This window comes from Persicimonas caeni, from assembly GCF_006517175.1.
GTDB lineage: Bacteria > Myxococcota_A > Bradymonadia > Bradymonadales > Bradymonadaceae > Persicimonas > Persicimonas caeni.
The window spans coordinates 4,640,750-4,660,639 of record NZ_CP041186.1; the positions used below are offsets into that span (position 1 = coordinate 4,640,750).

A 19,890-nucleotide genomic window follows, 5' to 3' on the forward strand; every position below is an offset into this window, starting at 1 on the left:
CATTCATTAAGTTCATCGGGCCTTTCTTAACGAACCGCCGCGCAACAGCAAAGCCTACGCGTATACCTTTGAGATGCACGCTGCGAGCAACCGGTGCATCACGGAGGCACGTCATGGACAAATCACCCTCGCTCTTCAAACGTGTGCTGCGCCCGCTGTTAATCAACGAGGTCGAGACGGGAAAGTCGGTCTGGTACCCCGAGCTGCAGCCGCGCGTCTACGACCGCGACCCCGAAGAGGTCTTCGACGCGGTGTGCGCGGTCGTAGACCGCCACCCGCGCTGGGCGCCCGAGAGCGACAACCCCGAGCAGATGCGCCTCGACGTCGAGGTGCGCACGAAGGTCGTCGGGTTCGTCGACGATATGGTCATCTGGGTGCAGCCCACCGACGACGGCCGGGCGGAGGTGACCGCGAGGAGTGCGTCGCGCATCGGGCAGGGCGACCTGGGGCAAAACGCGCGGACGATTCGCGAGTTGCTCGAGGGGGTTGATGAGTATTTGAAGGCATGAACCACGTGCCAAAACGCCAACACCCCGTGCACCTGTCTGGTGACACGGGGTGTTGGCTGTAGGGCCTGCAATTTCCATGTGGCGTGAGCCTCTTCACGCCTCATCATCTACATCTGATCATGCACGCGGCCTGGGCGGCTCGCGGCGGCTCTCCGGGCCGGGTTTGCTCGGCTCGTGAACGCTGACGCCCATGCGACTCAGGTGGTCGCGGGTGATCGCGCCGACGTTGTTCTCGAGCCATTCGGCCATGCGCTCCTCTTCGACGAGGATTTCCTCGCACACCCGGCGAATCTCGGGTTCGTTATACGCCTCCGCCGCTGCGATGAGCGACTTGTACGAGGCGATCTCCATCGACTCGAACGCGTAGTTGCTGATGGCCGCTTTGACCAGCTCATCGTCGGCCCCGGCGGCGCCCAGCGCTTGCATGGTGCCGCTGAACTTGCCGACCATTTCCTTGAGCACCGAGGTGTCTCCGCCGAGCTTGTTGATGCAGTCCTCCAGCCGGGTCTGCTGGCGGCGGGTCTCCTCGAGGTGGTCGGCGATGCGCCGGTGGACCTCCGGATGGTCCTTGACCCGTTTGACTTGCTTTTCGAGAATCGATTCGGCTGACGACTCCATGGCGTGCGCGTCGCGCAGCCACTTCAACAGCATGTTCTTGTCTTTGGCCATACTTCCTCCTTATCGACTTGGTAGAACGCGGGCCTCGACATTGCAGAGTGCAGCCGGAAGGCCCGATCGTTTGCCGCGCATGTGGGGAAGAGTCCCCATGACACGTCGGTTTGAATGCTGGACACCTCAGCGATCTCGACAAGGGTTGCCAAATGGTTGGGAAGCAAAAGGAAACGCGTGCATGGCTGCCAGGCGTGGAATCAGATCTGAGCGAGCTGCCCGCTCTGGTCGACCTGCTCGACGAGTTGCGGGTCACGGTGATCACCGGAGCCGGCTGTAGCACCGAGTCGGGCATCCCCGACTACCGCGGGCCGAAGACCCGGCAAAAGACGCGCAATCCGATCCAATATCGCGAGTTCGTGACCACCGAAGCGGCAAGGCGCCGCTACTGGGCGCGCTCGATGGTTGGCTGGCCGCGGTTTCGCCGCGCCGAGCCCAATGAGGCCCACCGGGCCATCCGAGAGCTTGAAGAGGCGGGCGTGTTGCGCGGCGTGATCACCCAGAACGTCGACCGGCTGCACCACCAAGCCGGCAGCCGGCGCGTCGTCGAGCTGCACGGCGCCCTCGCCGAGGTGCGCTGCCTGGAGTGCGACGCCATCGAGCCGCGCGACGACCTGCAGGAGCGCCTGACCCGCCTCAACCCCGAGTGGGGCTCACGCCACGCCACCGAACTCGCCCCCGACGGCGACGCCGAGTTGCCCACCGCCATCCCCGACGATTTCGTGATCCCGGCGTGCACGCAGTGCAGCGGCGTGCTCAAGCCCAACGTGGTCTTCTTCGGCGAAAACGTCCCCAAGCCGACGGTCACCGACGCCTGGCGCCTCGTCGACGAGGCCGACGCCCTGCTGGTCGTCGGCTCGTCGCTGACGGTCTACTCGGCGTTTCGCTTCGTGCGCGGCGCCGCCAAAAAGCGTTTGCCGCTGGGGATCGTCAACCTCGGCGAGACCCGCGGCGACGAGCACGCCTGGGTGCGCGTCGAGGCCCGCGCCGGCTTGGTGATGCCGCGACTTGTCGAGGCGTTGGGGTAGTTGAGATTTGAGGCGCTTCCAGGATCGAGATTTGAGGCGCCTCGGTTACAGAAGCGCCTGCTACATAAGCAATTAAGGACATAGGGGTTGCGTATCGGAACGTGGTCGCAACTCGCAGCCCCTATGTCCTTAATTGTATATTTAGAGGGCGTTGCTTATCGGCAAGGCGTTCAATATCCGACGAATCGCCCCCAGGATTTACAACGCCTCACGCTCTTTGTCCGCCGCCTCGCCCTCTTCGACCACAAACGTCTCGTAGCCCAGAATCGTGCCGTCTTTGACGGCCGTCTCCACCCGCCATCTGCCCGGCTGCACGTGGCGTTTGCGGGACCACATGCGCCAACCGTCCTGGCGGCCGCCGCGCATGTGGAAGGGGATGGCGTCAGTCTGGGTCCACTCGCCGTCGACCTCGCGGTACCAGCGGTGCTCCATGTCGACTTCGACGTCGTCGGGCGCAAAGATCGCGGTGAGCACGGCGACGTGCTCGCCGGGCTCCCACACCACGGTGGGGGCGCGGAGGCCCAGGTCGACGAGCCAATTCTGCTCGTCGACCATCGCGGTGTACTCGCCGTCGGTCTTTTGGAAATCGGTGCCGATGAGCGTGTGCTTCATAACCAGCGGTACCGGCGGCACCAGCCCGAAGACGTACAACCCCACCACGAACGCCGCCGCGCCGGTGGCCGAGTAGACCGTGCGGTAGGGCTGGCGGGCCAGCCGACACAGGCCCCAGATGAGCCCCACGGCGGCGGCCGAGCTCAGGTAAAACCACCACGGCGAGATGCTCTTGGCGATGTGCGGGACCACGAAGTTGAGCAGCATCACCAGGCTGACGCAGTAGATCGCCCACAAGAGATGGCGCTGCTTTTCGTCCCAGTGGGCGAACTCGTTGAAGACCATCGCCGCGAAGAGGCCCATCACGGTCAGCAGCGTGAACCATTCGCCGGCGCTTCGGAAATAGACCACCACCAGCGCGCTGAAGAGCGAGCCCAGACAGAAGTTGAGCCCGAAGCCGAGCCAGCGCACCCACTTGGCGGTCTGCTCATCGTCGGCCCGGCCCTCGTCGTCGGTGATGGCGACGTAGGGCTGAGCGACCAGGCACGCGGCCACGCCCAGCGCGTAGAAGCCGACCACGATCAGGTTCGTGGTGGTGACGACCCGGCCCAGGGTGAGCACGTCGAACAGGAAACCGCCCACGAAGAACGCCACCGGGAACCACGGGCGCCACTTTTCGGCGCGCGCCCGCAGCTCCCAGCGTTCATCGAGGCGGTCGAAATGCTGGCGGAGAGCTTCTTTCATCGACTCGTCATTTCATCTGTTCGTTACTGGGCATCTGACTCCGTGGGGCAACTCACGGCGTCGGCGTCATCGGCTTCGCTCGCGTCGAGTTGGACATTCTCATTCTTGTCGCTGAACTCGAAGTTGCCGCTGCACACGGTGGTCTCATGCTCGGCGCGAAAGTCTTTCTGCACGTAGTTGCCGATCAGGGTGGTGTCCTGCGCGTCGGCATATCCGGCTTTCAAGTCGCCGAAGACGATGCAGTTGGTGACCATGTTGCCGTTGCCCTTGATGTGCAGGTTGCCCTCGATGACGCAGTTGGTGAGGCGGCCGTCGTTGCCCTCGAGGTCGACGCTGCCCTCGATACGCACCCCGCGAATGGCGGCGTTGTTGCCGATCACTTTGACGTTGCCGCGCACGACCGAGACGTCTTCGCCCTGGCCGTAGAGCACGCCGTCGTTGCCCTTGAACTCGACGTTGTCGGTGATGTCGGCGCCGTCGTCTTTTCCATCTAACACGACCACCGTGCCATCTTCATCCGACTTGATGCTGCCTTTGTGCTCGTCGTGGGTGATCTCGTCGCCCGGATAGCAGACGGTATCGACGTATTCTCCGCTGTCGTCGACGATGACGTCGACGCGCGCATCGTCGCCGCATTCGTCTTGCGGGCTGACGCATTGCGAGCCGATCTCGATGCAGTCGTCGCCGGTGGGCGTGTCGTAGATCGCCGTCTCGCCGTTGCCGGTGACCACGGTCTGGCCGACGCCGGCGGGGCGTGCGGTGCCGGTGTCATCGCCGCAACCGGCGCCCACGACCAACAGAATCGCCATGCCAATCAAGTATCGCATTTTCATTTTCTCGCTCCACGTCATCAGGTAGACCAGCGGTGTACTCTCTACATGTTGAAGAGTACGCTTGAATCGCTCTCTTAATCAACTCAGGCGCGTCTTTTCCGTACTCTCGATGAGAACACCCTCCCTCATATCGAGCCTGCAGAGTACACTGACGCTCGCGCGTCCATTGCGGCAACCGCCTCGATGCTATACCGACGAATGGGCCCGTTCACCTATTCAACCTCCACCCTGTTGTTCCCATGCGCATCGAATCGAAAGGTCCCCACGATTTCTACCTCTCTCTCGACGTCAGCGAGTACTTCGAGGCCGAGTACGACCCCGAGGAGATCTTCAAGGGCGGCTATGCCCGCCCGCTGAACCTGGCCGACCGGACCGTGTTGGCGGTGATCCACTACAACGACAACCCGGTCGATCCCGCCTTCGAGGTCGAGCTTCCCGACCAGTCGCCGCCGACCGACGCCGAGGAGGCCGAGATTCGCCGGCAGGTCGGGCGCATCGTCGGCTCGGAGCTCGACGTCGAGGCGTTCTACGAGCAGGTCCAAGACGACCCGGTCATGGGCCCCATCGTCGAGGAGCACTACGGCTTCAAGCGCCTGTCGCGCGGCCAGTTCTTCGAGGACGCGATGCGCCACATCATCCGCACGCGCATCTCGCACGAGCCGACCAAGCAGCGCATGGTCCAGGACGTGCGCAAGACGTGGGGCGTGGCCTTCGAATGGCGCGGGCGCACCTACTACTCGTACCCGCGCCCGGAGGTGCTGCGCTCGGTCGACCCGAGTGACCTGCGCGAGTTCGGCATCTCGCGGCGCAAGGGGGAGTACGTCACCGGCCTGGCCGACTTGATCGCCTCGGGCGAGCTCGACCCGCTGGCGCTCGAAGCAATGGACGCCCACGCCTTCTGGGAGGCGGTCACCTCGGTGCGCGGCATCGGCCCGTCGACCGCCCAGAACCTGATGTTCCGGCGCAACCGCCACGACGGCGACTTCATGTCGCGCAAGACCAAAGGCCAAGAGAAGGGCTGGCGGCGCTGGATCCTGCCGAACTACGGCGTTGACCCCCACGAGGCCACCGACGAGGACTACGAGCGCATCCGCGACCGCTGGCGCGGCTTCGAGGCGCTCGTCTCCCAGTACATGTTCTACGACTGGCTGATGAGCGAGTTGGAGGGTGAGGAGGGGTGACTACTTCGCACCTGAACCACCGAGCGATACGCAGCCCCTATGTCCTTAATTGCTTATGTAGCAGGCGTTTCTGAAACCGAGGCGCCACATATTTCGATATTGAACGCCCTGCCGATCAGCAACGCCCTCTACATAGGCAATTAAGGACATAAGGGCTGCGTGTTGCGACGTGATTCAGATTCGCAATTTCGTATCGCGACGTGATTCAGATTCGCGATGGGCGTGTTGCAATGTGATTCAGGGCTGCGATGGAGATGATTCGCATTCGTCCTCCTCAGACTCAGACTCCGATCCCGACTCCGACTCGAGCGTGCACCACTTCTCGAAGTGCGACCAAGTATTGCCGTTTCGATGATGGTCTTTTTGGTGTGCGATATACTGCTTTGTCCGCTCTATCTGTCCGCGGCTTATAGTGAACGCGGAAAATCCAGCTTGCCACTCGAGCGTCGGCATACTGTCATTCTTAGCGCGGACTTCCTCCCAAGCTTCGAGCGAACGCTGTTTGAAGGCGTCCACCACGTCTTGAACACAGCTCTCCAGGTTCCAACCGAACAGCGAATGGGTGTGGTTCCACGCCGAGTTGACACAGATTGGCACCATTCCGTTTTCCTTCGCTGTGTCCCGAATAGCTCGATGAATCGCAACCTCGCCGTCGCCACGTAAGATGTGGCTCCTGCCCTTGGTGCCCCACACGAGGTGCACATATAGCTCCCAATAGCTCTGCATTGATCGCTCCTCTCACAGTAGTAATGATCGTTCACACGGGCCTCATTACTGTTTTCGGCAGAGCAGGCCGTTTTGTTGCGTGCGATCTCGAAATCTTTGCCGAAATCGACGCTGGAAGCGTGCCTGGGCAGGGTTGGAAATTCAGTTCTCTGTTGGTGGTGTTTGCACACCTGAACCACCGAGCGATACGCAACCCCTATGTCCTTAATTGCTTATATAGCAGGCGTTTCTGAAACCGAGGCGCCACATATTTCGATATTGAACGCCTTGCCGATCAGCAACGCCCTCTACATAGGCAATTAAGGACATAAGGGCTGCGAGTTGCGACGTGGTTCAGATTCGCGATTTCGTATCGGGACGTGGTTCAGATTCGCAAATCAGGTTTCGCAACGCAGTCCCTCACGGACACGCCTCCTGACTCCCCGCAAAGCACTGGAATTCGAGCGCGGTGCACGACGGGCTGCGCCCGCCCTCGCACGCCTTGCGGATATACTCGTAGCCGCGCTTGGGGTCGGGCGGCAGGCTGCGGCCGCGAAGGTGCATCACCCCGAGGGTGTGACACGACAGCATGAACCCCTCGGTGCACGCCTTGTCGTATAGCTGGACGGCCCGCTCGACGTCGCGCTCGACGCCGTCGCCTCGCCGGTACAGGTTCGCCATGTAGTTGCAGCCGGTCGATACGCCCGCTTTGCAGGCCTGGTCGTACTGCAGGGCGGCCTTCGCCGGGTCGGACTCCTCGCCGTCGAGGCCCGCCTCGAGCATGAAGCCGTAGCCCAGGCACGCCTGGGGCTGCTTGGTCGCCTCGCACATCTCGCGAAGCTTCTGGGCCGAGCGCGCCGGCTCGAGTATCTCGGCGCCGCACTCACCGCCTTCGACGCAGTCGTGGGCGAACAGGTAGGTGAGCTGCGGACACGCCTCCGGATGCCCCAACTGACACGCCTTCTCGAGCAGCGCGGCGGCGCGCGCCGGGCTCTTCTCGACGCCTTCGCCCTCCAGATAGCGCCGCGCCAGGTTGCGGCAGCCGAGCATCGAGCCCAGCTCGCACGCTCGCCGGTACAACTCGGCGGCCTTGTCCTGGTCGACCTCGACCGCGCGGCCCTGCTGGTACATCACCGCCAGGTTGTTGCACGCCATCGCGTCAGGGTCCTGCGACTGGCACGCCTGCTCGTACAACTCCTTGGCCTTCGCCTCGTCCTTGGCCACCGACTCGCCGTTCTCGTACAGCACCGCCAGGTCGTAGCAGGCGCTGGCGACCTCGCGCTCGCACGACGCCTTGAAGTAGCGAATCGCCTGCTTCGGCTTGGCGGACGCCTCGAGCTTCATCCCCTGGAAATAGCAACTGCGCGCGTCGACGTCCTTGCAGGGCGACTCCGACTGCGCCTTCTCCCACGCGGCGGACGCGCTGGTGGGCTTGGTGCCCTGAGTATCGTCGATGTTTTGGGTCGAACTGCCCGTCGAACATCCGACGATTAGACTCGACACGGCGAGCGCGGCGAACAGGCGCGTGGTGTGCATGCGGGGCTCCGGATGAGGATGTTGTGGTGGAGTAAATGTATGGAGGATGGGGGGGAGAGGCAAGTGGGGGCACGGTTACGGTTACGGCTACGGCTACGGTTTCGGTTACGGTTACGGCTACGGTCACGGTTACGGTTACGGTTACGGTCGCGGTTACGGTCGCCGGGAGCCGGAGATCGGTCACCGAAGACCCCGGCGGGTTCACCCTTGTTCTTACCCACAAATCTGAAATCGTTTTGATAAGCGGAGGCGCAAGCCGAAGCGCCACCCCTCGTAGCGTAGCGGAGAGGGGTCTCTGTAGCCCCATGTGACCGAAGGGAACGTGGGGGGAGGGGCGATGCTCGACACACCCACGCTTCGCGAATTGACGCATGGCCAAGGAGGTCGTGAGTTGAAAACGTCGAGAAGCGACCACGTGTCGAGGGGCCCCACGGCGCTCCGGGCGTTCCCTTCGGTCACACCCGGCTACAAAGACCCGGCAAACAACGCCGGGTGTCGCTCCGCCTCCGGCTTCGCTCATCAGAAGACATCGAGTCGGAGGCCTTCCACAGCCCGTGCGTCTAGAAGAGCCAAACGTGGTCGAGAAAATTGTGGGTAAGGATGAGGGTTCACCCCGCCGGTGAAAGAGCCTGAGCAGCTACCGAGGTGGCCAACCGCCCGAAGACCCCGGCGGGTTCACCCCGCCGGTGAAAGAGCCTGAGTAGCTACCGAGGCGGCCAACCGCCCGAAAGAGCCACGACTCACGACCCACGACTCGAGACCGGCGCGCAGCGCCCCCACGACGACGTACCGGTGCGTCTGCCGGCGAATTTCGCCGGCATGGGCGTTGCGGATTTGCTTGTGATTGTGATCGGCTAACGGGCTAGGCCCGCCCCGTTTTGAAGCCACCTCGGATAGGTCATGCGCTCAGCACATGCCCACCCCGACGCCACTGCCTACGACCACATCGACGCCGCTGCGGCACTCCCATGGCACAGGCCCATCTTCACGCCACGTCTGACTTCGGCGCATCAACAAGCCCGCACCGGGCAAATCCGATAACTGCGCTCCGCCGCAAGGGCGAAGCTACCGGCTCCACCTCCGCCGAGCGCGCCGATGATGTACTTGGCCGACATCCCATCGAAGATACGCTCGCTACGAAGGCTTTGTTTTGCGGATCGGGAAACCGTTCCGCCGCAAATGCCCTGAGCCCAACCGGCTCAGCCACCAGGGAGTGAGCCAAGGCCAACCTCGACTCACCCGCCCGTTTCAAATTTGTGGGGAAATTCGTGCGCACGATACTTCCACCCCTCATTACGGTTTTCGGCAAAAAGCAAAAATTGTTGCGTCTTTTTTCCGAAATCGCCCCGTGACGGTCGTTCTGGGTGGTGTTTCTCTGTTGCACCGATCGAGGGCGTCGAGGTGAGGTCGCGACTCGTCGTGGTGACAAATTGGCCGTCGAGGTGACCAGAGTGGCCGTCGAGGTGAGCAGAGGAGTCGTCGAGGTGAGCAGAGGAGTCGTCGAGGTGGTCGAAAAGGTCGTCGAGGTGGTCGAGAAGGTCGTCGTGGTGACAAATTGGCCGTCGTGATGAGCAGAGGAGTCGTCGAGGTGAGCAGAGTGGCCGTCGAGGTGAGCAGAGTGGCCGTCGAGGTGAGCAGAGTGGCCGTCGAGGTGAGCAGAGGAGTCGTCGAGGTGGTCGAAAAGGTCGTCGAGGTGAGCAGAGGAGTCGTCGTGATGAGCAGAGGAGTCGTCGAGGTGAGCAGAGCGGCCGTCGAGGTGAGCAGAGCGGCCGTCGAGGTGAGCAGAGCGGCCGTCGTGGTGCCGGAGCGTCAGCTGCCGTCGAATTCGTCGACCTCGTAGACGAGCGCGCGCATCTCGTCGGACCAGTAGTCTTGAGGCAGGCCGGCCTTGCGTTTGACGTGGCGTACGAAGAGCGCCGGGTCGGGGCATTGGTCCCACACCGACGGCAGCAGCGTGCCGCGCTGGCCGTGGCAGGTGAGCACCAGCCCGTGCACGCCCGGCTCGAGCGCGGCGACCAGGTCGGCTTCGCTCGTCACGTCGAGCTCGCGCAGGGGGCTGAGCACCGAGATGTGCAGGCTGAGGCGCTCGAGGTCGTCGGCGCTCAGCGGGTCGAAGCGCGGGTCGCGAAACGCGGCCATGTAGGCGTTGTGGGCGATGTCGCGGCCGAGGGGGCGCCGGGCTTCGAGGGAGCCGATGCACCCGGCGAGTTCGCCGTCGAGGTAGACGGTCACGAAGGTGGCGCGCGGCTCGGCCAGATACCCCTCGAGCTCGGCGTCGCGCAGGTGCAGCGGCTCGTCGTAGTGCACCCCGCGGGTTATGGAGGCGACGGCCAGCTCGACGAGCTCGGCCCGCTGCGCCTCGGTGAGCCGTTCTTGCTGGCTCTGTTGGTCTTGGCTCTGTTGGTCTTGGCTCTGTTGGTCTTGGCTCTGTTGGTCTTGGCTCTGTTGGTCTTGGCGAGTGCGGTCGACAGTCTCGACGGCCATGGTACTCTCGGGGGCGTTGGAACGAATGACGCGCCTATCCTAGCAAGCCGTCGGCGGATCTTGCCACCGAGGAACATGATCTTGCCACCGAGGAACAGAGGAGAGTTTCCGTGAAGCAGTATTTGGTCGCTATCTTCGCCATGAGTTCGATGGTCGGCGTGGGCTGTTCGAGCGCGCCGGCGACGCAGGAGGTTTCCGCTGTGCAAGATCCAGAGAGGGCGCAAAACACAGACAAGCCGCTCGACATCCAGGGCCACCGCGGCGCGCGCGGCCTCAAGCCCGAGAACACGCTGCCGGCCTTCGAGGCGGCGCTCGACCTGCAGGTCGACACCCTCGAGTTCGACCTGCACCTGTCCAAAGACGACCGGCTGGTCGTCTGGCACGACCCGTTCGTGAGCGCGAAGAAGTGCGTGGTGCCCGACGGCGTCGACGATCTGCCCGACCCGGCGGCGCTGCGGGCGAAGGATGCGAGGTTGCGGGTGCGCAACCTGACGGCCGACCAATTGGCGCGCTACCGGTGCACGCAGAACCCGGATCCGAAGCGCTTTCCCGCCCAGGACGCCTCCCCCACGGCGCTGGCCGGCGACGACTACGGCATCGTGACCCTCGAGCGGGTCTTCGCGTTCGTCGAGCGCTACGCCCAGAGCCCGCAGAAGACCGACGGCCAGCGGGACAACGCGCGCCGGGTGCGCTTCAATATCGAGACGAAGCGCAAGCCCAGGCAGCCTGCCAATATCGGCGACGGGTTCGACGGCGAGCGGCCGGGGACCTTCGAGCGGGCGTTCGTGGAGGCCGTCGAGGCGCGTGGGCTGCAAGATCGGGTGACGCTGCAGAGCTTCGACCATCGCTCGCTGTGGGCGGCGCGCACGATCGCGCCGTGGCTCGAGCTGGCCGCGCTCGAGAAGAAGCGCCGGGGGCCGCTGGCCGCGTTGGCCGACAAGGGCGCGGCCGTCTGGTCACCGCGCCACACTCTCGTCACCGCCAAGTCCGTGGCCGAGGCCCACGCCGCGGGCTTGCGCGTCAAGCCGTGGACGGTCAACGACGCCGAGCGCATGCAGGCGCTCGTCGACCTCGGCGTCGATGGCATCATCACCGACCGGCCGGATCTAGCCGGCGATCTTTAGGGCTCCATTCAGGGCTCGAGCACGATCGAGCCGGTCGTCTCGCGTCCCTCGAGCGCCCGGTGGGCGTCGGCGGCGTCGGCCAAGGGCCACCTGTGGCCGACGTCGATGTGCACTGCGCCCGCCTCGACGACCTCGAAGAGCGCCTGCGCGCTCTTCTCGAGCTCGTCGCGCGTGGCGATATAGTCCATCAAGCTGGGGCGAGTCAGGTACAGCGAGCCGCGCTTGGACAGCTCGAGCGGGTCGACCGGGTCGGGCGCGCCCGAGGCGTTGCCGAAGGCCACGAGCATCCCGCGCCGGGCCAGCGAGTCGAGCGAGCCGCGAAGCGTGTCCTTGCCCACCGAGTCGTACACCACGTCGACGCCGCGGCGGTCGCGTCGTCGATGGCGTCGGGCAGGCGCACGAGCTTGTCGGCGTCGATGCGCCGCGTCTGGGCGTAGGCCCCGGGCGGGCCGCCCGCGTAGGCGACGCGGTCGCCGACGGCGACGGTGTCGACCTCGGCGCCGACCGCTTCGACCACCCCGGCTGCCTCCATGCCGATGGCGTGGGGCAGCTCGGGCAGCGGGTACAGCCCGCTGCGATGGTAGGTGTCGATGAAGTTGACGCCGATGGCGGTCTGGCGGATGCGGGCTTCGTTGGGGCCGGGGGCGCCGAGGTCGATCTCTTCGTAGCGCAGTACGCCGGGGCCGCCGGTTTCGTGGATTTGGATGGCTTGGGGCATGGGTCGTGGTGCCTGGGGCGCGGTCTTGGGGTTTTGGGGTCTTGGGGTCTTGGGTAATGATGGGGATTGGGAGTGGGTTTGCAAGGTGAGGGGGCAGCTGCGGCCTACGGTTTACACGATCCGAGGTGTGTTTAGATACAGACTACCGACGTCCTTCAATGAGTAGCCTGTAAGCAGGAGTTCGAGATGATTCGACATACACGCAAGACCGCCGGACTGATCGTCATGCTCTTCGTCGTGAGCCTCGCCGGGCTTTCGGCGTGTGACTACAACGGCACCGAGGAGGGCGTCGTCGACGAGGAAGGCGTCGCGCAAGAGGAGATGGGGGCCGAGGAGGAGGCGGCCGCCGTCGAGGAGGAGCCCGCCGCTGAGGAGGAGCCCGCCGCTGTCGAGGGTGACGACGAGCTCTTCGGCGGCTGGGACGCCGACGAGAATGAGCAGATCATCGAGGACGAGTTCGCCGCCGGCCTCAAGCAGCAGGGGTATTTCTCGCAGTGGGACGCCAACGGCGACAAGCAGCTCGACCCCAAGGAGCTCACCGGCGGTGTGTTCGGCGCGTGGGATACCGATGGTGACGGCGCGTTGACCGAGGAGAACTACGAGGAGGCCTCCGACAAGTGGTTCGACGAAGACGACGCCTTCGGTGACTTCGACGAGCTCGACAAGGACGACGACGAGTCGGTGACCCGCGAGGAGTTCGTCACCAACGCGACCTCCGAGGAGCTCTACGACGAGTGGGATCTCAACGACAGCGAGCTCATCGAGGAGCAAGAGTTCGGTGAGGGCCTGTTCTCGATTTGGGACGACGACGAAAGTGGTTGGCTGGGGCCCGAAGAGTTCCGGTTCTAGACGGTCCTAAACGAAGCGCGGTCACCACGGATCGCCGGCCCTCGGACGCCCGGGAGCGTCCGAGAGCATTAATATTAACAGGATTAATACGTCTATGCTGTTGCATATGCGCAACGCGGTGCGGTACGGTGACCTCGTTCGAGCAGTTGACTCCTTTCCCACTGACTATCTGGCGCACTCCGTACGAGGGCACAGTCGAGAGAGTTTCGAGTGAGTACACGCGGAGCAGATGATCTGGCCGACCTGCAAGAGACGGTCGGGTCGCTCCAGCAGGAGTGTGAGCAAAAGGAGCGCTTTATCGCCACCTTGGCTCACGAACTCCGCAACCCCATCACCGCCCTGCGTGCCGCCGTGCATCTGCAGGACTTGAGCGGTGACGACCCCTCCATTCGCAAAAAGACCTTCGACATCATCGCCCGGCAGACTGATCACATGGAGCGTCTCATCGACGATCTGATGGACGTCTCCCGGTTGAGCCGGGGCAAGATCAGCCTCGATACGCGCGTGCTCGATCTGACCTCGGTGGTCGCGCAGGTCTTCGTCGACCAGCAAAAGAGCTTCGACGACCTCGGCGTCGAGCTGACCGTCGAGCTCGGCGACGAGCCCATCTGGGTCGAGGGCGACGAGATGCGCTTGACTCAGGTGCTGAGCAACCTGCTCAACAACGCGCGCAAGGCGACCGAGGCGGGCGATCGGGTGACCGTGGCGGTGCATAGTGACGCCGACGCGGTGCTCGAGGTGCGAGACACCGGCGTGGGCATGGAGAACGGGGAGGTCGAGCGCATCTTCGACCTGTTCGCCCAGGCGGAGGCCGGCGAGCGACGCGACGGCGGGTTGGGGCTCGGGCTGGCGATCGTCAACGGCATCGTTCGTTTGCACGACGGTGAAGTCGACGCCGAGAGCGCGGGGCCCGGGGAGGGCGCGACCTTTCGGGTGCGCTTGCCCTTGTCGACGCGGCCGCGTGCCGGCGACGAAGCGTCCGACGGCCAGACCGTCGTGCGCGAGCGCAGCATCCTGATCGTCGAAGATGACCGCGACGTCGCCCAGCTGCTCGTCCAACTACTCGAGCTCGAGGGCCACCGCGTCGAGTTGGCCCACGACGTCGAAGAGGGGCTCGACAAGCTCAAGGCCCACACCCCCGACACCGTGCTGTGCGACCTGCACCTTCCGGGCAATCTCGACGGTCATGCGCTGTGCCGGGCGGTCAAGATCGACCCGCGCTTCGATTCGGTGCGCCTGGTGGCGATGACCGGTCTGGGCTGCAGCGAGTTGCGCGAGGCGAGCCTCGACAGCGGCTTCGACGAGCACCTGACCAAGCCCATCGATCTCGATGAGTTGCGCCGCGCGCTCAAGCCGCGCGAGTAGCCCCGACCGGCCTCTTGTCGCCGGTATCCTTCAGTGCACCGTGCGCTGGCGTCCCACCCACAGCGCGATCTGCCCCATGGCGATGACTTCGGGTCTGCGCGAGGTCGCCTCGATCAACTCCACCATCTTTTCGTACAAGAGCGGGCTCTCGTCGCGAATGCGCTCGAGCTTGTCCTCGCGCCCGGCGGCGATGCCGCGCACCGACACCGCGTCAATGCGCTCGACGCCGACGGAGTCGAAGAGCGCGTCGATGTCGCTCGTCTCGGCGTAACACCCCTCCTGAAAGCCCGCATCGGACGGATTCTGATAGATGTGCTCTTCGAGGGCGCGATCGATGGTGTCGCTGTCGAGCTGCTCGGGCCACTCGGCCGCGCGGTCGATCAGGCGCACAAAGCCGCTGGCCGCAGGGAGGTATTGCACGAAGGCCAGGCCTCCCGGGCGCAGCAGGCGGGCGACCTCGGCGGCGGCGCGTCGTCGGTCGTCGGGGTCGATGAGGTGGTAAAAGGGCCCGAACGCCACGACCGCATCGAAGCTGTCGGCGTCGAGGGCGTCGACCGCGCGCGCATCTCCCTGCTCGACGGCGTCGACGCGCTCCCACAGGTCGTGCTCGGACAACTCGCGGCGCGCCCGGCGCACGTGCTTATCGGACAGGTCGACCAAAGTCATCTGGTGGCCTCGGCGAGCCAGCTCGATGGTATAGCGGCCCGGCCCGCCCCCCAGGTCGAGCACCCGGCTGTGGGGCGCGAGATGTGCGTGGAGGGTGCGCAGGCAGCGTCGCATCTCCAGGCGGCCGGCAGGTGTTTCGAGCCGGCCCCACTCGTCGTATTGGGCGTAGTACTTTTGAATGGCGTCGATACTCATCGCAGACTCTCGGTCGATGGGTCGCGTGGCGTCTGGTCGCATGACCTCTGGTCGCATGGCCTCTGGGTGTCAATGTGGACACCTGCAAGATTCCAAAAAGTCGGGGGTTCACGATTCGCCCGCGATGTCGATGTTCGACGTAGCGAGATTTTCTGCGTCCGGAGGCATCTATGGCGACCGAGCCGCTCGACTGGAACGCCAAATACGACTGCCGGGGGCTGTTGTATGGACACCAACCCAATAGCTTTTTGGCCGAACACGCCGCCTCGCTCATTCCGCGTCAGGCAACCATCCTGAGCCTGGGCGAGGGCGAGGGTCGAAACGCGGTGTGGTTGGGCAGGCATGGATGGAAGGTGTGCGCGGTGGATGTGTCCGCGCACGCGTTGGCCAAGCTGCACCGCTTGGCCGCCGAGGCCGGAGTGGACATCGAGACGCGGCGCGCCGACGTCAGCGCCTTCGACGCCGGTTGTGCGACTTACGGGGCGGTGATCATTTTGCACATGCACCTGCCGCCCGAGGCGCGCCGCCAGGCCCACCGGCGCGCGATCAACGCGCTCGCGCCCGGCGGCGTGCTGTTGCTCGAAGCGCTGCGCCCCGAGCAACTCGAGCAGCCCTCGAGCGGGCCGACCGCCGTCGAGTGCCTCTACACCGCCGACGAACTCGCCGAGGACTTCGCCCCGCTCCAGATCAAATACTTGGGCACCGAAGACAGAGATATCCGCGCCGGCCAGCATCAGGGCATCACGAGTGTGGTCAGCCTGATTGGACGCAAGCCGGGCTGAGGTGCATGAAGGCGCAGATGGAGGTGGGGGGCTAGCTCAACCCGGACAAGACCGCCAAGAGGCTCTTTTGGTCCTCGAGGGTGCCGCCGACTTTACGGCGCGGCTCGGGCTGGACGCGCACCAGAAGCGGGGTGACCAGCGCCCCGTCGCGCGCGGCGCGCCTGGGGTGCTCGGTCACGTCGACCACTTCGACGTCGGCCTCGTGGGGTTGCAGGATATCGAGCGCCGTCTCCAGGTTGCGTCGAGCCAGGGTCGACGCACGCGAGTTGGGGGCCACATAGAGGCGCAGCTGCAGGGTCTGGTCCGACGGTTTATTCATCGGCCTTGTCCCTGCGGGTGTGTCCCCGGCGACGTGCAAGTTCTTGGACGAAGTGCTCACGTCGCTCGCGCTGTTTACGTTGACGCTCATCGAGTTTCTCGAGCTCGGATTTACGGCGCTGTTGCTCGTGGCGAAGCGCCTCCAACTTCATGTCGATTTCGTCGAGAGCCAGGCGCTCGTTTTGCTTCTCGAGCTCCAGCTCTTCGACTTGGCGGGCCGCCTCGGCCTTTTCTCGCTGCTCTTTCTCCCAGCGAAGCGTGCCCATCAAGACTTCGCCACCGCCGGTGTAGACCGGAGCGAGAGTCACGCCGTCGTCGTCGAGCAACAATTCGCGCACCTGGTTGGAGTGCTTCATGCCGCGCGATTTGATGACCGACAGGGCCCGATTCCGCTCGCCACCCTGCTTCTGGTAGGACAGGTGCAGCCAGGTGTCCGCGATCGTCGAAAGTCCTACCGGTGTGGCTTCGATCTCGGGCGACTTCGTCGCCAGTAGCGTCGTACTTACGATAGTAATGCCCGCGCTTTTGGCGAAGTCAATCAAGCGCAGCGCGGCATCCTCGGCGGCCTGGGTGTCCCCGAAGTGGGTGAACACCGAGATGGGGTCGATGACAAGATTCTCGGCCCCGTGGTCCTGAGCGGCGTTGATAATCTCGACGACGTGGGTCTCGGGGCTGTAACCGCGGGCGCGCAGCGACAACATGTCGATGACCCCTTCGGTCACAAAGGGCTCGAGGTCCAGGCCGACCGACTGCAGGTTGCGCACGATCTGGTTGGCGTCCTCGTCAAAGCTCACATACAGGGTTCGCTCGCCGTTCTGCGCGGCCTTCCGGGTGAAGGCTCCTGCCAGCGTGGTCTTGGCGGTGCCCGGCGCCCCGGAGATGAGCACCGAGGTGCCGCGGAAATACCCGCCGTCCATCATGGCGTCGAGGCGATCGACGCCCGTCGAGACGCGCTCGGTGGAGACCTGGTGGTCGATCTCGAAGCGCGAGCCCACGGCCACGTCGATGCCGCCGCTGGTGATCGTGAACGGAAACTCGTTCGACGAGTGCGACGTGCCGCGGTACTTGGACACGCGCATCCCGCGCATGGCGGTGTGCCCGACCAGGTTGTGGCTGAGCTGGACCACACAGTCGGCCATGAACTGCAGCTGGTCGTAGTGCGGGTCGATCTCGGCGCCCTGCGGGTTCGTCTTGGCTGTGATCACACCGCTGATGCCGTTTTGGAGCACCCAGTCTCGCAGGCGGAACACCTCGCGGCGCACCGCCAGCGGATTGTCCAAGAAGCCGAGCAACACGTCGATGCCGTCGAAGACGACCCGCCGCGCCCCCGTCTCCTCGACCTGCGCGCTCAGAATCGCCAAAAGGCCTTGCAGGTCGAAGTCGGTGCCGTCGAGCACCGTGTTTCGAAGCTGGGCGTCCATGAACGTGACTTCGTCGGGGCTCTCGAAGCCGCCCGGCCACGCAAACCCGGCCGCGTTCATCTTGATATGCTCGGCGTTCTCCTCGAACGCCACCAAGATACCCGGCTCGTCGTAGTCGAGCGCCCCGTTGACCAGCGTCTGCAGGGCGAATACGGTCTTGCCGGCACCGGGACCGCCCATCACCACAGTGACACGGTTCTTCGGCAGACCCCCTTCGGTGATCTCGTCGAAGCCGCGCATCCCCGTCGGTGTTTTCTGGATGCGAGTGATATTCTGGTTCACGGATTGCTCCTGTATGTTAAAGCTTTTTTAGAGGAAGCTTTATATGTGTAAAAAACACACTAATACGCGCGTCGTTAACGCTAGACGCGAGATCAGTATTAGGATAAATCACCGTTTTAGTGCAAGGCCCGCAAGCGAGTGAGAAGGGGCTAGAGGGCCGATTTGGTACTAAAATCTTGAAAAGAGACACGGCAAAATCATGAAATGGATTCAAGAAGAAGATGGTCGCGTTGTGCTCAGTTTGGAGCGCGGTGAGACCCTGCGCGAAAACGTAGAATCGGTGGCGGCTGAGCTCGGCTTCAAGGCCGCCAAGGTCTCGGCCATCGGCGCCCTCGAAGATCCGGAATTGGGCTGCTACGAGCTCGACGACCGCGAGTATATCCACCGCACGTTCGACGGCATCTGGGAGCTCTTGTCGCTCGAGGGCAATATCAGCCTGCTCGACGGCGAGCCCTTCTTGCACGCGCATTGCTCGATTTCGGGCCACGACTTCAAGGTGTTGGGCGGGCATCTGTTCGACGCCAAGGTCGGCGTGGTCGTCGAGATGTTCATCGAGCCGTTCGACACGCCGCTGCCGCGCATTCCCTGCGAGGCGATCGGGTTGCCGCGTTGGGAGCCGGGCGAAGAAGCGTGAGGTGTGAGTTTTGGGGGGATTGTGCCTATGTTTGGGGGGCGAACTTTCCGACCCCTACCTGAGGTTATGCGCCATGGATTACGAGACGTTCATCGATCATCTCGAGCAGCACACCGACTTGTGGTCTCGTGAGAAGGTCGAGCAGGTCGCCGCGACGACGCTGGAGGTGCTCGGCGAGACGCTTTCGACGCCGGAGCGCACCTGGGTCTCCAAACGCCTGCCGGCGCGTCTGGGGGATGCGCTCACTCGCACCTGGGGCGGCCAGCGTTTCGACATGGACGAGTTCAAAGACCGTATCAGCCATCGCGAGGGGCTCGTCGAAGATTTCGCCGGCGAGCAGGCCCAGGTGGTCTGTCAGGTCTTGGCCGACGACCTCGACAAGGAGGTCGTCGAGTACCTCATCGCGCACCTGCCCGCGCCATTCCCGGCGCTGTTTCAGCGTCCCGTGTGAAATCCTTTGAAACTCGCCGCCTGTTCGATGCGTCTCGTTTGCAGAGGAGATTGCCGAGACTCTCGACAAGAGTGATATCCAGATGAACAAGCATATTGTCCCGATTTTACTCGTCCTTCTGGCCGTCGTGCTCGCCATCAGCGCATGCAAGCCGACCCGATCGGCCGACGAGGGCTCCGATACCGTCGCCGCGGAGAACGAAGAGCAGGCGTCGGGTGAGCAGGTCGAGTCTGCTGGAGAGGCCCAAGAGAGCGGGCAGGGCACCGAGGCGCTGCCGCCGACGGCTGAAGATCCCTCCCTCGAGATTGCCACGTTCGCCGGTGGCTGCTTCTGGTGCATGGAGCCGCCCTTCGACAAGGTCGACGGCGTGGTGCGCACCATCTCCGGATATACCGGGGGCAAAGAGAAGAGTCCGACCTACAAAGAAGTCTCCTACGGCAAGACGACCCACGCCGAAGCGGTGCGCGTCTATTACGAGCCCGACACGGTTTCCTACGAGGAGCTGCTCGACGTCTTCTGGCGCAACATCAATCCCACCCAGAAAAACGGCCAATTCGTCGACATCGGCAGCCAGTACCGCACCGCCATCTACGTGCACGACGACGAGCAGCGAAAGCTCGCCGAGCAATCGCGCCGCGAGCTCGAGGCGTCGGGGCGGTTCACCGAGCCGATCGTCACCGAAATCGAGCCGGCCGGCACCTTCTGGAAGGCCGAGGAGTACCACCAGGACTTCTACAAAAAGAGCCCGGTGCGCTACAAATCGTACCGCAGCGGCTCGGGGCGCGACGAATTCATCGAAAAGGTTTGGGGCGACTCGGAGTGAGCGATGGGGCGCGCAGGGGCT

Annotated in this window: 20 protein-coding genes and 1 pseudogene; 11 read left to right on the top strand and 10 right to left on the bottom strand. The window is 64.0% G+C overall.

Annotated features, from left to right (window positions below; genetic code table 11):
• The first annotated feature begins 113 nt into the window (after positions 1–113).
• Positions 114–509: a DUF1499 domain-containing protein gene (locus FIV42_RS17030; protein WP_141198854.1), complete on the top strand. Its 396-nt coding sequence runs from the start codon at positions 114–116 to the stop codon at positions 507–509.
• Between the two features lie 117 nt (positions 510–626).
• Here the strand turns inward: FIV42_RS17030 and FIV42_RS17035 are convergent, their stop codons facing one another.
• Positions 627–1,178, bottom strand: a complete 552-nt coding sequence (locus FIV42_RS17035) for a ferritin-like domain-containing protein (RefSeq protein ID WP_141198855.1) — start codon at positions 1,176–1,178, stop codon at positions 627–629.
• Between the two features lie 152 nt (positions 1,179–1,330).
• Between FIV42_RS17035 and FIV42_RS17040 the strand changes: the two genes are divergently transcribed.
• The gene (locus FIV42_RS17040; RefSeq protein ID WP_141198856.1) at positions 1,331–2,206 is read left to right on the top strand and encodes an NAD-dependent protein deacetylase; all 876 of its coding nucleotides are present in this window, start codon (positions 1,331–1,333) and stop codon (positions 2,204–2,206) included.
• 198 nt (positions 2,207–2,404) lie between these two features.
• Here FIV42_RS17040 and FIV42_RS17045 read toward each other — a convergent pair whose 3' ends face one another.
• Both FIV42_RS17045 and FIV42_RS17050 read right to left on the bottom strand, forming a co-directional pair.
• Positions 2,405–3,502 (bottom strand): DUF2914 domain-containing protein, encoded by a 1,098-nt coding sequence (locus FIV42_RS17045; protein WP_141198857.1) that lies wholly within the window; start codon positions 3,500–3,502, stop codon positions 2,405–2,407.
• Positions 3,503–3,525: 23 nt separating this feature from the next.
• A complete protein-coding gene (locus FIV42_RS17050) occupies positions 3,526–4,335 on the bottom strand; it encodes a hypothetical protein (RefSeq protein WP_141198858.1) in 810 nt (269 codons plus the stop codon).
• Positions 4,336–4,574: 239 nt separating this feature from the next.
• Between FIV42_RS17050 and FIV42_RS17055 the strand changes: the two genes are divergently transcribed.
• Complete coding sequence (locus tag FIV42_RS17055; protein ID WP_141198859.1) at positions 4,575–5,516, top strand: DNA-3-methyladenine glycosylase family protein; 942 nt, start codon at positions 4,575–4,577, stop codon at positions 5,514–5,516.
• Between the two features lie 237 nt (positions 5,517–5,753).
• Here the strand turns inward: FIV42_RS17055 and FIV42_RS17060 are convergent, their stop codons facing one another.
• Together FIV42_RS17060 and FIV42_RS17065 are read right to left on the bottom strand one after the other, a co-directional pair.
• Complete coding sequence (locus FIV42_RS17060; RefSeq protein ID WP_141198860.1) at positions 5,754–6,242, bottom strand: transposase; 489 nt, start codon at positions 6,240–6,242, stop codon at positions 5,754–5,756.
• 399 nt (positions 6,243–6,641) lie between these two features.
• Positions 6,642–7,757 (bottom strand): tetratricopeptide repeat protein, encoded by a 1,116-nt coding sequence (locus FIV42_RS17065; protein ID WP_141198861.1) that lies wholly within the window; start codon positions 7,755–7,757, stop codon positions 6,642–6,644.
• A 1,555-nt stretch (positions 7,758–9,312) separates the two neighbouring features.
• On the opposite strand from FIV42_RS17065, the gene FIV42_RS17075 reads away from it, so the two are divergent.
• Complete coding sequence (locus FIV42_RS17075) at positions 9,313–9,597, top strand: hypothetical protein (RefSeq protein WP_141198863.1); 285 nt, start codon at positions 9,313–9,315, stop codon at positions 9,595–9,597.
• Here FIV42_RS17075 and amrA read toward each other — a convergent pair.
• Positions 9,567–10,241 carry an AmmeMemoRadiSam system protein A gene (amrA, locus tag FIV42_RS17080; RefSeq protein ID WP_141198864.1) on the bottom strand — a complete coding sequence of 225 codons (675 nt, stop codon included), beginning with the start codon at positions 10,239–10,241 and terminating at the stop codon, positions 9,567–9,569. The two genes, FIV42_RS17075 and amrA, sit on opposite strands and share 31 nt — an antisense overlap.
• 110 nt (positions 10,242–10,351) lie before the next feature.
• Between amrA and FIV42_RS17085 the strand changes: the two genes are divergently transcribed.
• Entirely contained in the window at positions 10,352–11,365 is a 1,014-nt protein-coding gene (locus FIV42_RS17085) for a glycerophosphodiester phosphodiesterase family protein (protein WP_141198865.1), read from the top strand.
• Positions 11,366–11,373: 8 nt separating this feature from the next.
• On the opposite strand, the pseudogene FIV42_RS31450 reads toward FIV42_RS17085, so the two are convergent.
• A pseudogene (locus FIV42_RS31450) lies at positions 11,374–12,083 on the bottom strand (zinc-binding dehydrogenase).
• Between the two features lie 186 nt (positions 12,084–12,269).
• Here FIV42_RS31450 and FIV42_RS17095 point away from each other — a divergent pair.
• Both FIV42_RS17095 and FIV42_RS17100 read left to right on the top strand, forming a co-directional pair.
• Positions 12,270–12,932 (top strand): hypothetical protein, encoded by a 663-nt coding sequence (locus tag FIV42_RS17095; protein WP_141198866.1) that lies wholly within the window; start codon positions 12,270–12,272, stop codon positions 12,930–12,932.
• 210 nt (positions 12,933–13,142) lie between these two features.
• On the top strand, positions 13,143–14,297 hold the full coding sequence (locus tag FIV42_RS17100) for an ATP-binding response regulator (protein WP_141198867.1): 1,155 nt from the start codon (positions 13,143–13,145) through the stop codon (positions 14,295–14,297).
• Positions 14,298–14,327: 30 nt separating this feature from the next.
• Here FIV42_RS17100 and FIV42_RS17105 read toward each other — a convergent pair whose 3' ends face one another.
• Positions 14,328–15,158, bottom strand: coding sequence for a class I SAM-dependent methyltransferase (locus FIV42_RS17105; RefSeq protein ID WP_168210719.1), 831 nt, complete (start codon positions 15,156–15,158; stop codon positions 14,328–14,330).
• 170 nt (positions 15,159–15,328) lie between these two features.
• On the opposite strand from FIV42_RS17105, the gene FIV42_RS17110 reads away from it, so the two are divergent.
• The gene (locus FIV42_RS17110) at positions 15,329–15,940 is read left to right on the top strand and encodes a class I SAM-dependent methyltransferase (protein WP_141198869.1); all 612 of its coding nucleotides are present in this window, start codon (positions 15,329–15,331) and stop codon (positions 15,938–15,940) included.
• Between the two features lie 31 nt (positions 15,941–15,971).
• Here the strand turns inward: FIV42_RS17110 and FIV42_RS17115 are convergent, their stop codons facing one another.
• Positions 15,972–16,259, bottom strand: coding sequence for a circadian clock KaiB family protein (locus tag FIV42_RS17115; protein ID WP_168210720.1), 288 nt, complete (start codon positions 16,257–16,259; stop codon positions 15,972–15,974).
• The gene (kaiC, locus tag FIV42_RS17120; protein WP_141198871.1) at positions 16,252–17,961 is read right to left on the bottom strand and encodes a circadian clock protein KaiC; all 1,710 of its coding nucleotides are present in this window, start codon (positions 17,959–17,961) and stop codon (positions 16,252–16,254) included. The genes FIV42_RS17115 and kaiC overlap by 8 nt, the downstream gene beginning before the upstream one ends.
• A 199-nt stretch (positions 17,962–18,160) precedes the next feature.
• Here kaiC and FIV42_RS17125 point away from each other — a divergent pair, with 199 nt between their 5' ends.
• The 3 genes from FIV42_RS17125 (at position 18,161) to msrA (ending at position 19,869) form a co-directional block, all read left to right on the top strand.
• On the top strand, positions 18,161–18,595 hold the full coding sequence (locus FIV42_RS17125) for a PPC domain-containing DNA-binding protein (RefSeq protein WP_141198872.1): 435 nt from the start codon (positions 18,161–18,163) through the stop codon (positions 18,593–18,595).
• 73 nt (positions 18,596–18,668) lie between these two features.
• Positions 18,669–19,046, top strand: coding sequence for a DUF2267 domain-containing protein (locus FIV42_RS17130; protein ID WP_141198873.1), 378 nt, complete (start codon positions 18,669–18,671; stop codon positions 19,044–19,046).
• Between the two features lie 82 nt (positions 19,047–19,128).
• A complete protein-coding gene (msrA, locus tag FIV42_RS17135; protein ID WP_141198874.1) occupies positions 19,129–19,869 on the top strand; it encodes a peptide-methionine (S)-S-oxide reductase MsrA in 741 nt (246 codons plus the stop codon).
• The last annotated feature ends 21 nt before the right edge of the window (positions 19,870–19,890 follow it).

Coding starts and splice junctions, on each gene's coding strand:
- FIV42_RS17045 (WP_141198857.1), bottom strand. CDS start 3,502: ATGAAAGAAGCTCTCCGCCAGCATTTCGACCGCCTCGATGAACGCTGG.
- FIV42_RS17050 (WP_141198858.1), bottom strand. CDS start 4,335: ATGAAAATGCGATACTTGATTGGCATGGCGATTCTGTTGGTCGTGGGC.
- FIV42_RS17115 (WP_168210720.1), bottom strand. CDS start 16,259: ATGAATAAACCGTCGGACCAGACCCTGCAGCTGCGCCTCTATGTGGCC.
- FIV42_RS17105 (WP_168210719.1), bottom strand. CDS start 15,158: ATGAGTATCGACGCCATTCAAAAGTACTACGCCCAATACGACGAGTGG.
- FIV42_RS17055 (WP_141198859.1), top strand. CDS start 4,575: ATGCGCATCGAATCGAAAGGTCCCCACGATTTCTACCTCTCTCTCGAC.
- FIV42_RS17065 (WP_141198861.1), bottom strand. CDS start 7,757: ATGCACACCACGCGCCTGTTCGCCGCGCTCGCCGTGTCGAGTCTAATC.
- FIV42_RS17110 (WP_141198869.1), top strand. CDS start 15,329: ATGGCGACCGAGCCGCTCGACTGGAACGCCAAATACGACTGCCGGGGG.
- FIV42_RS17060 (WP_141198860.1), bottom strand. CDS start 6,242: ATGCAGAGCTATTGGGAGCTATATGTGCACCTCGTGTGGGGCACCAAG.
- FIV42_RS17130 (WP_141198873.1), top strand. CDS start 18,669: ATGGATTACGAGACGTTCATCGATCATCTCGAGCAGCACACCGACTTG.
- FIV42_RS17040 (WP_141198856.1), top strand. CDS start 1,331: ATGGTTGGGAAGCAAAAGGAAACGCGTGCATGGCTGCCAGGCGTGGAA.
- msrA (WP_141198874.1), top strand. CDS start 19,129: ATGAACAAGCATATTGTCCCGATTTTACTCGTCCTTCTGGCCGTCGTG.
- FIV42_RS17030 (WP_141198854.1), top strand. CDS start 114: ATGGACAAATCACCCTCGCTCTTCAAACGTGTGCTGCGCCCGCTGTTA.
- FIV42_RS17095 (WP_141198866.1), top strand. CDS start 12,270: ATGATTCGACATACACGCAAGACCGCCGGACTGATCGTCATGCTCTTC.
- amrA (WP_141198864.1), bottom strand. CDS start 10,241: ATGGCCGTCGAGACTGTCGACCGCACTCGCCAAGACCAACAGAGCCAA.
- FIV42_RS17035 (WP_141198855.1), bottom strand. CDS start 1,178: ATGGCCAAAGACAAGAACATGCTGTTGAAGTGGCTGCGCGACGCGCAC.
- FIV42_RS17125 (WP_141198872.1), top strand. CDS start 18,161: ATGAAATGGATTCAAGAAGAAGATGGTCGCGTTGTGCTCAGTTTGGAG.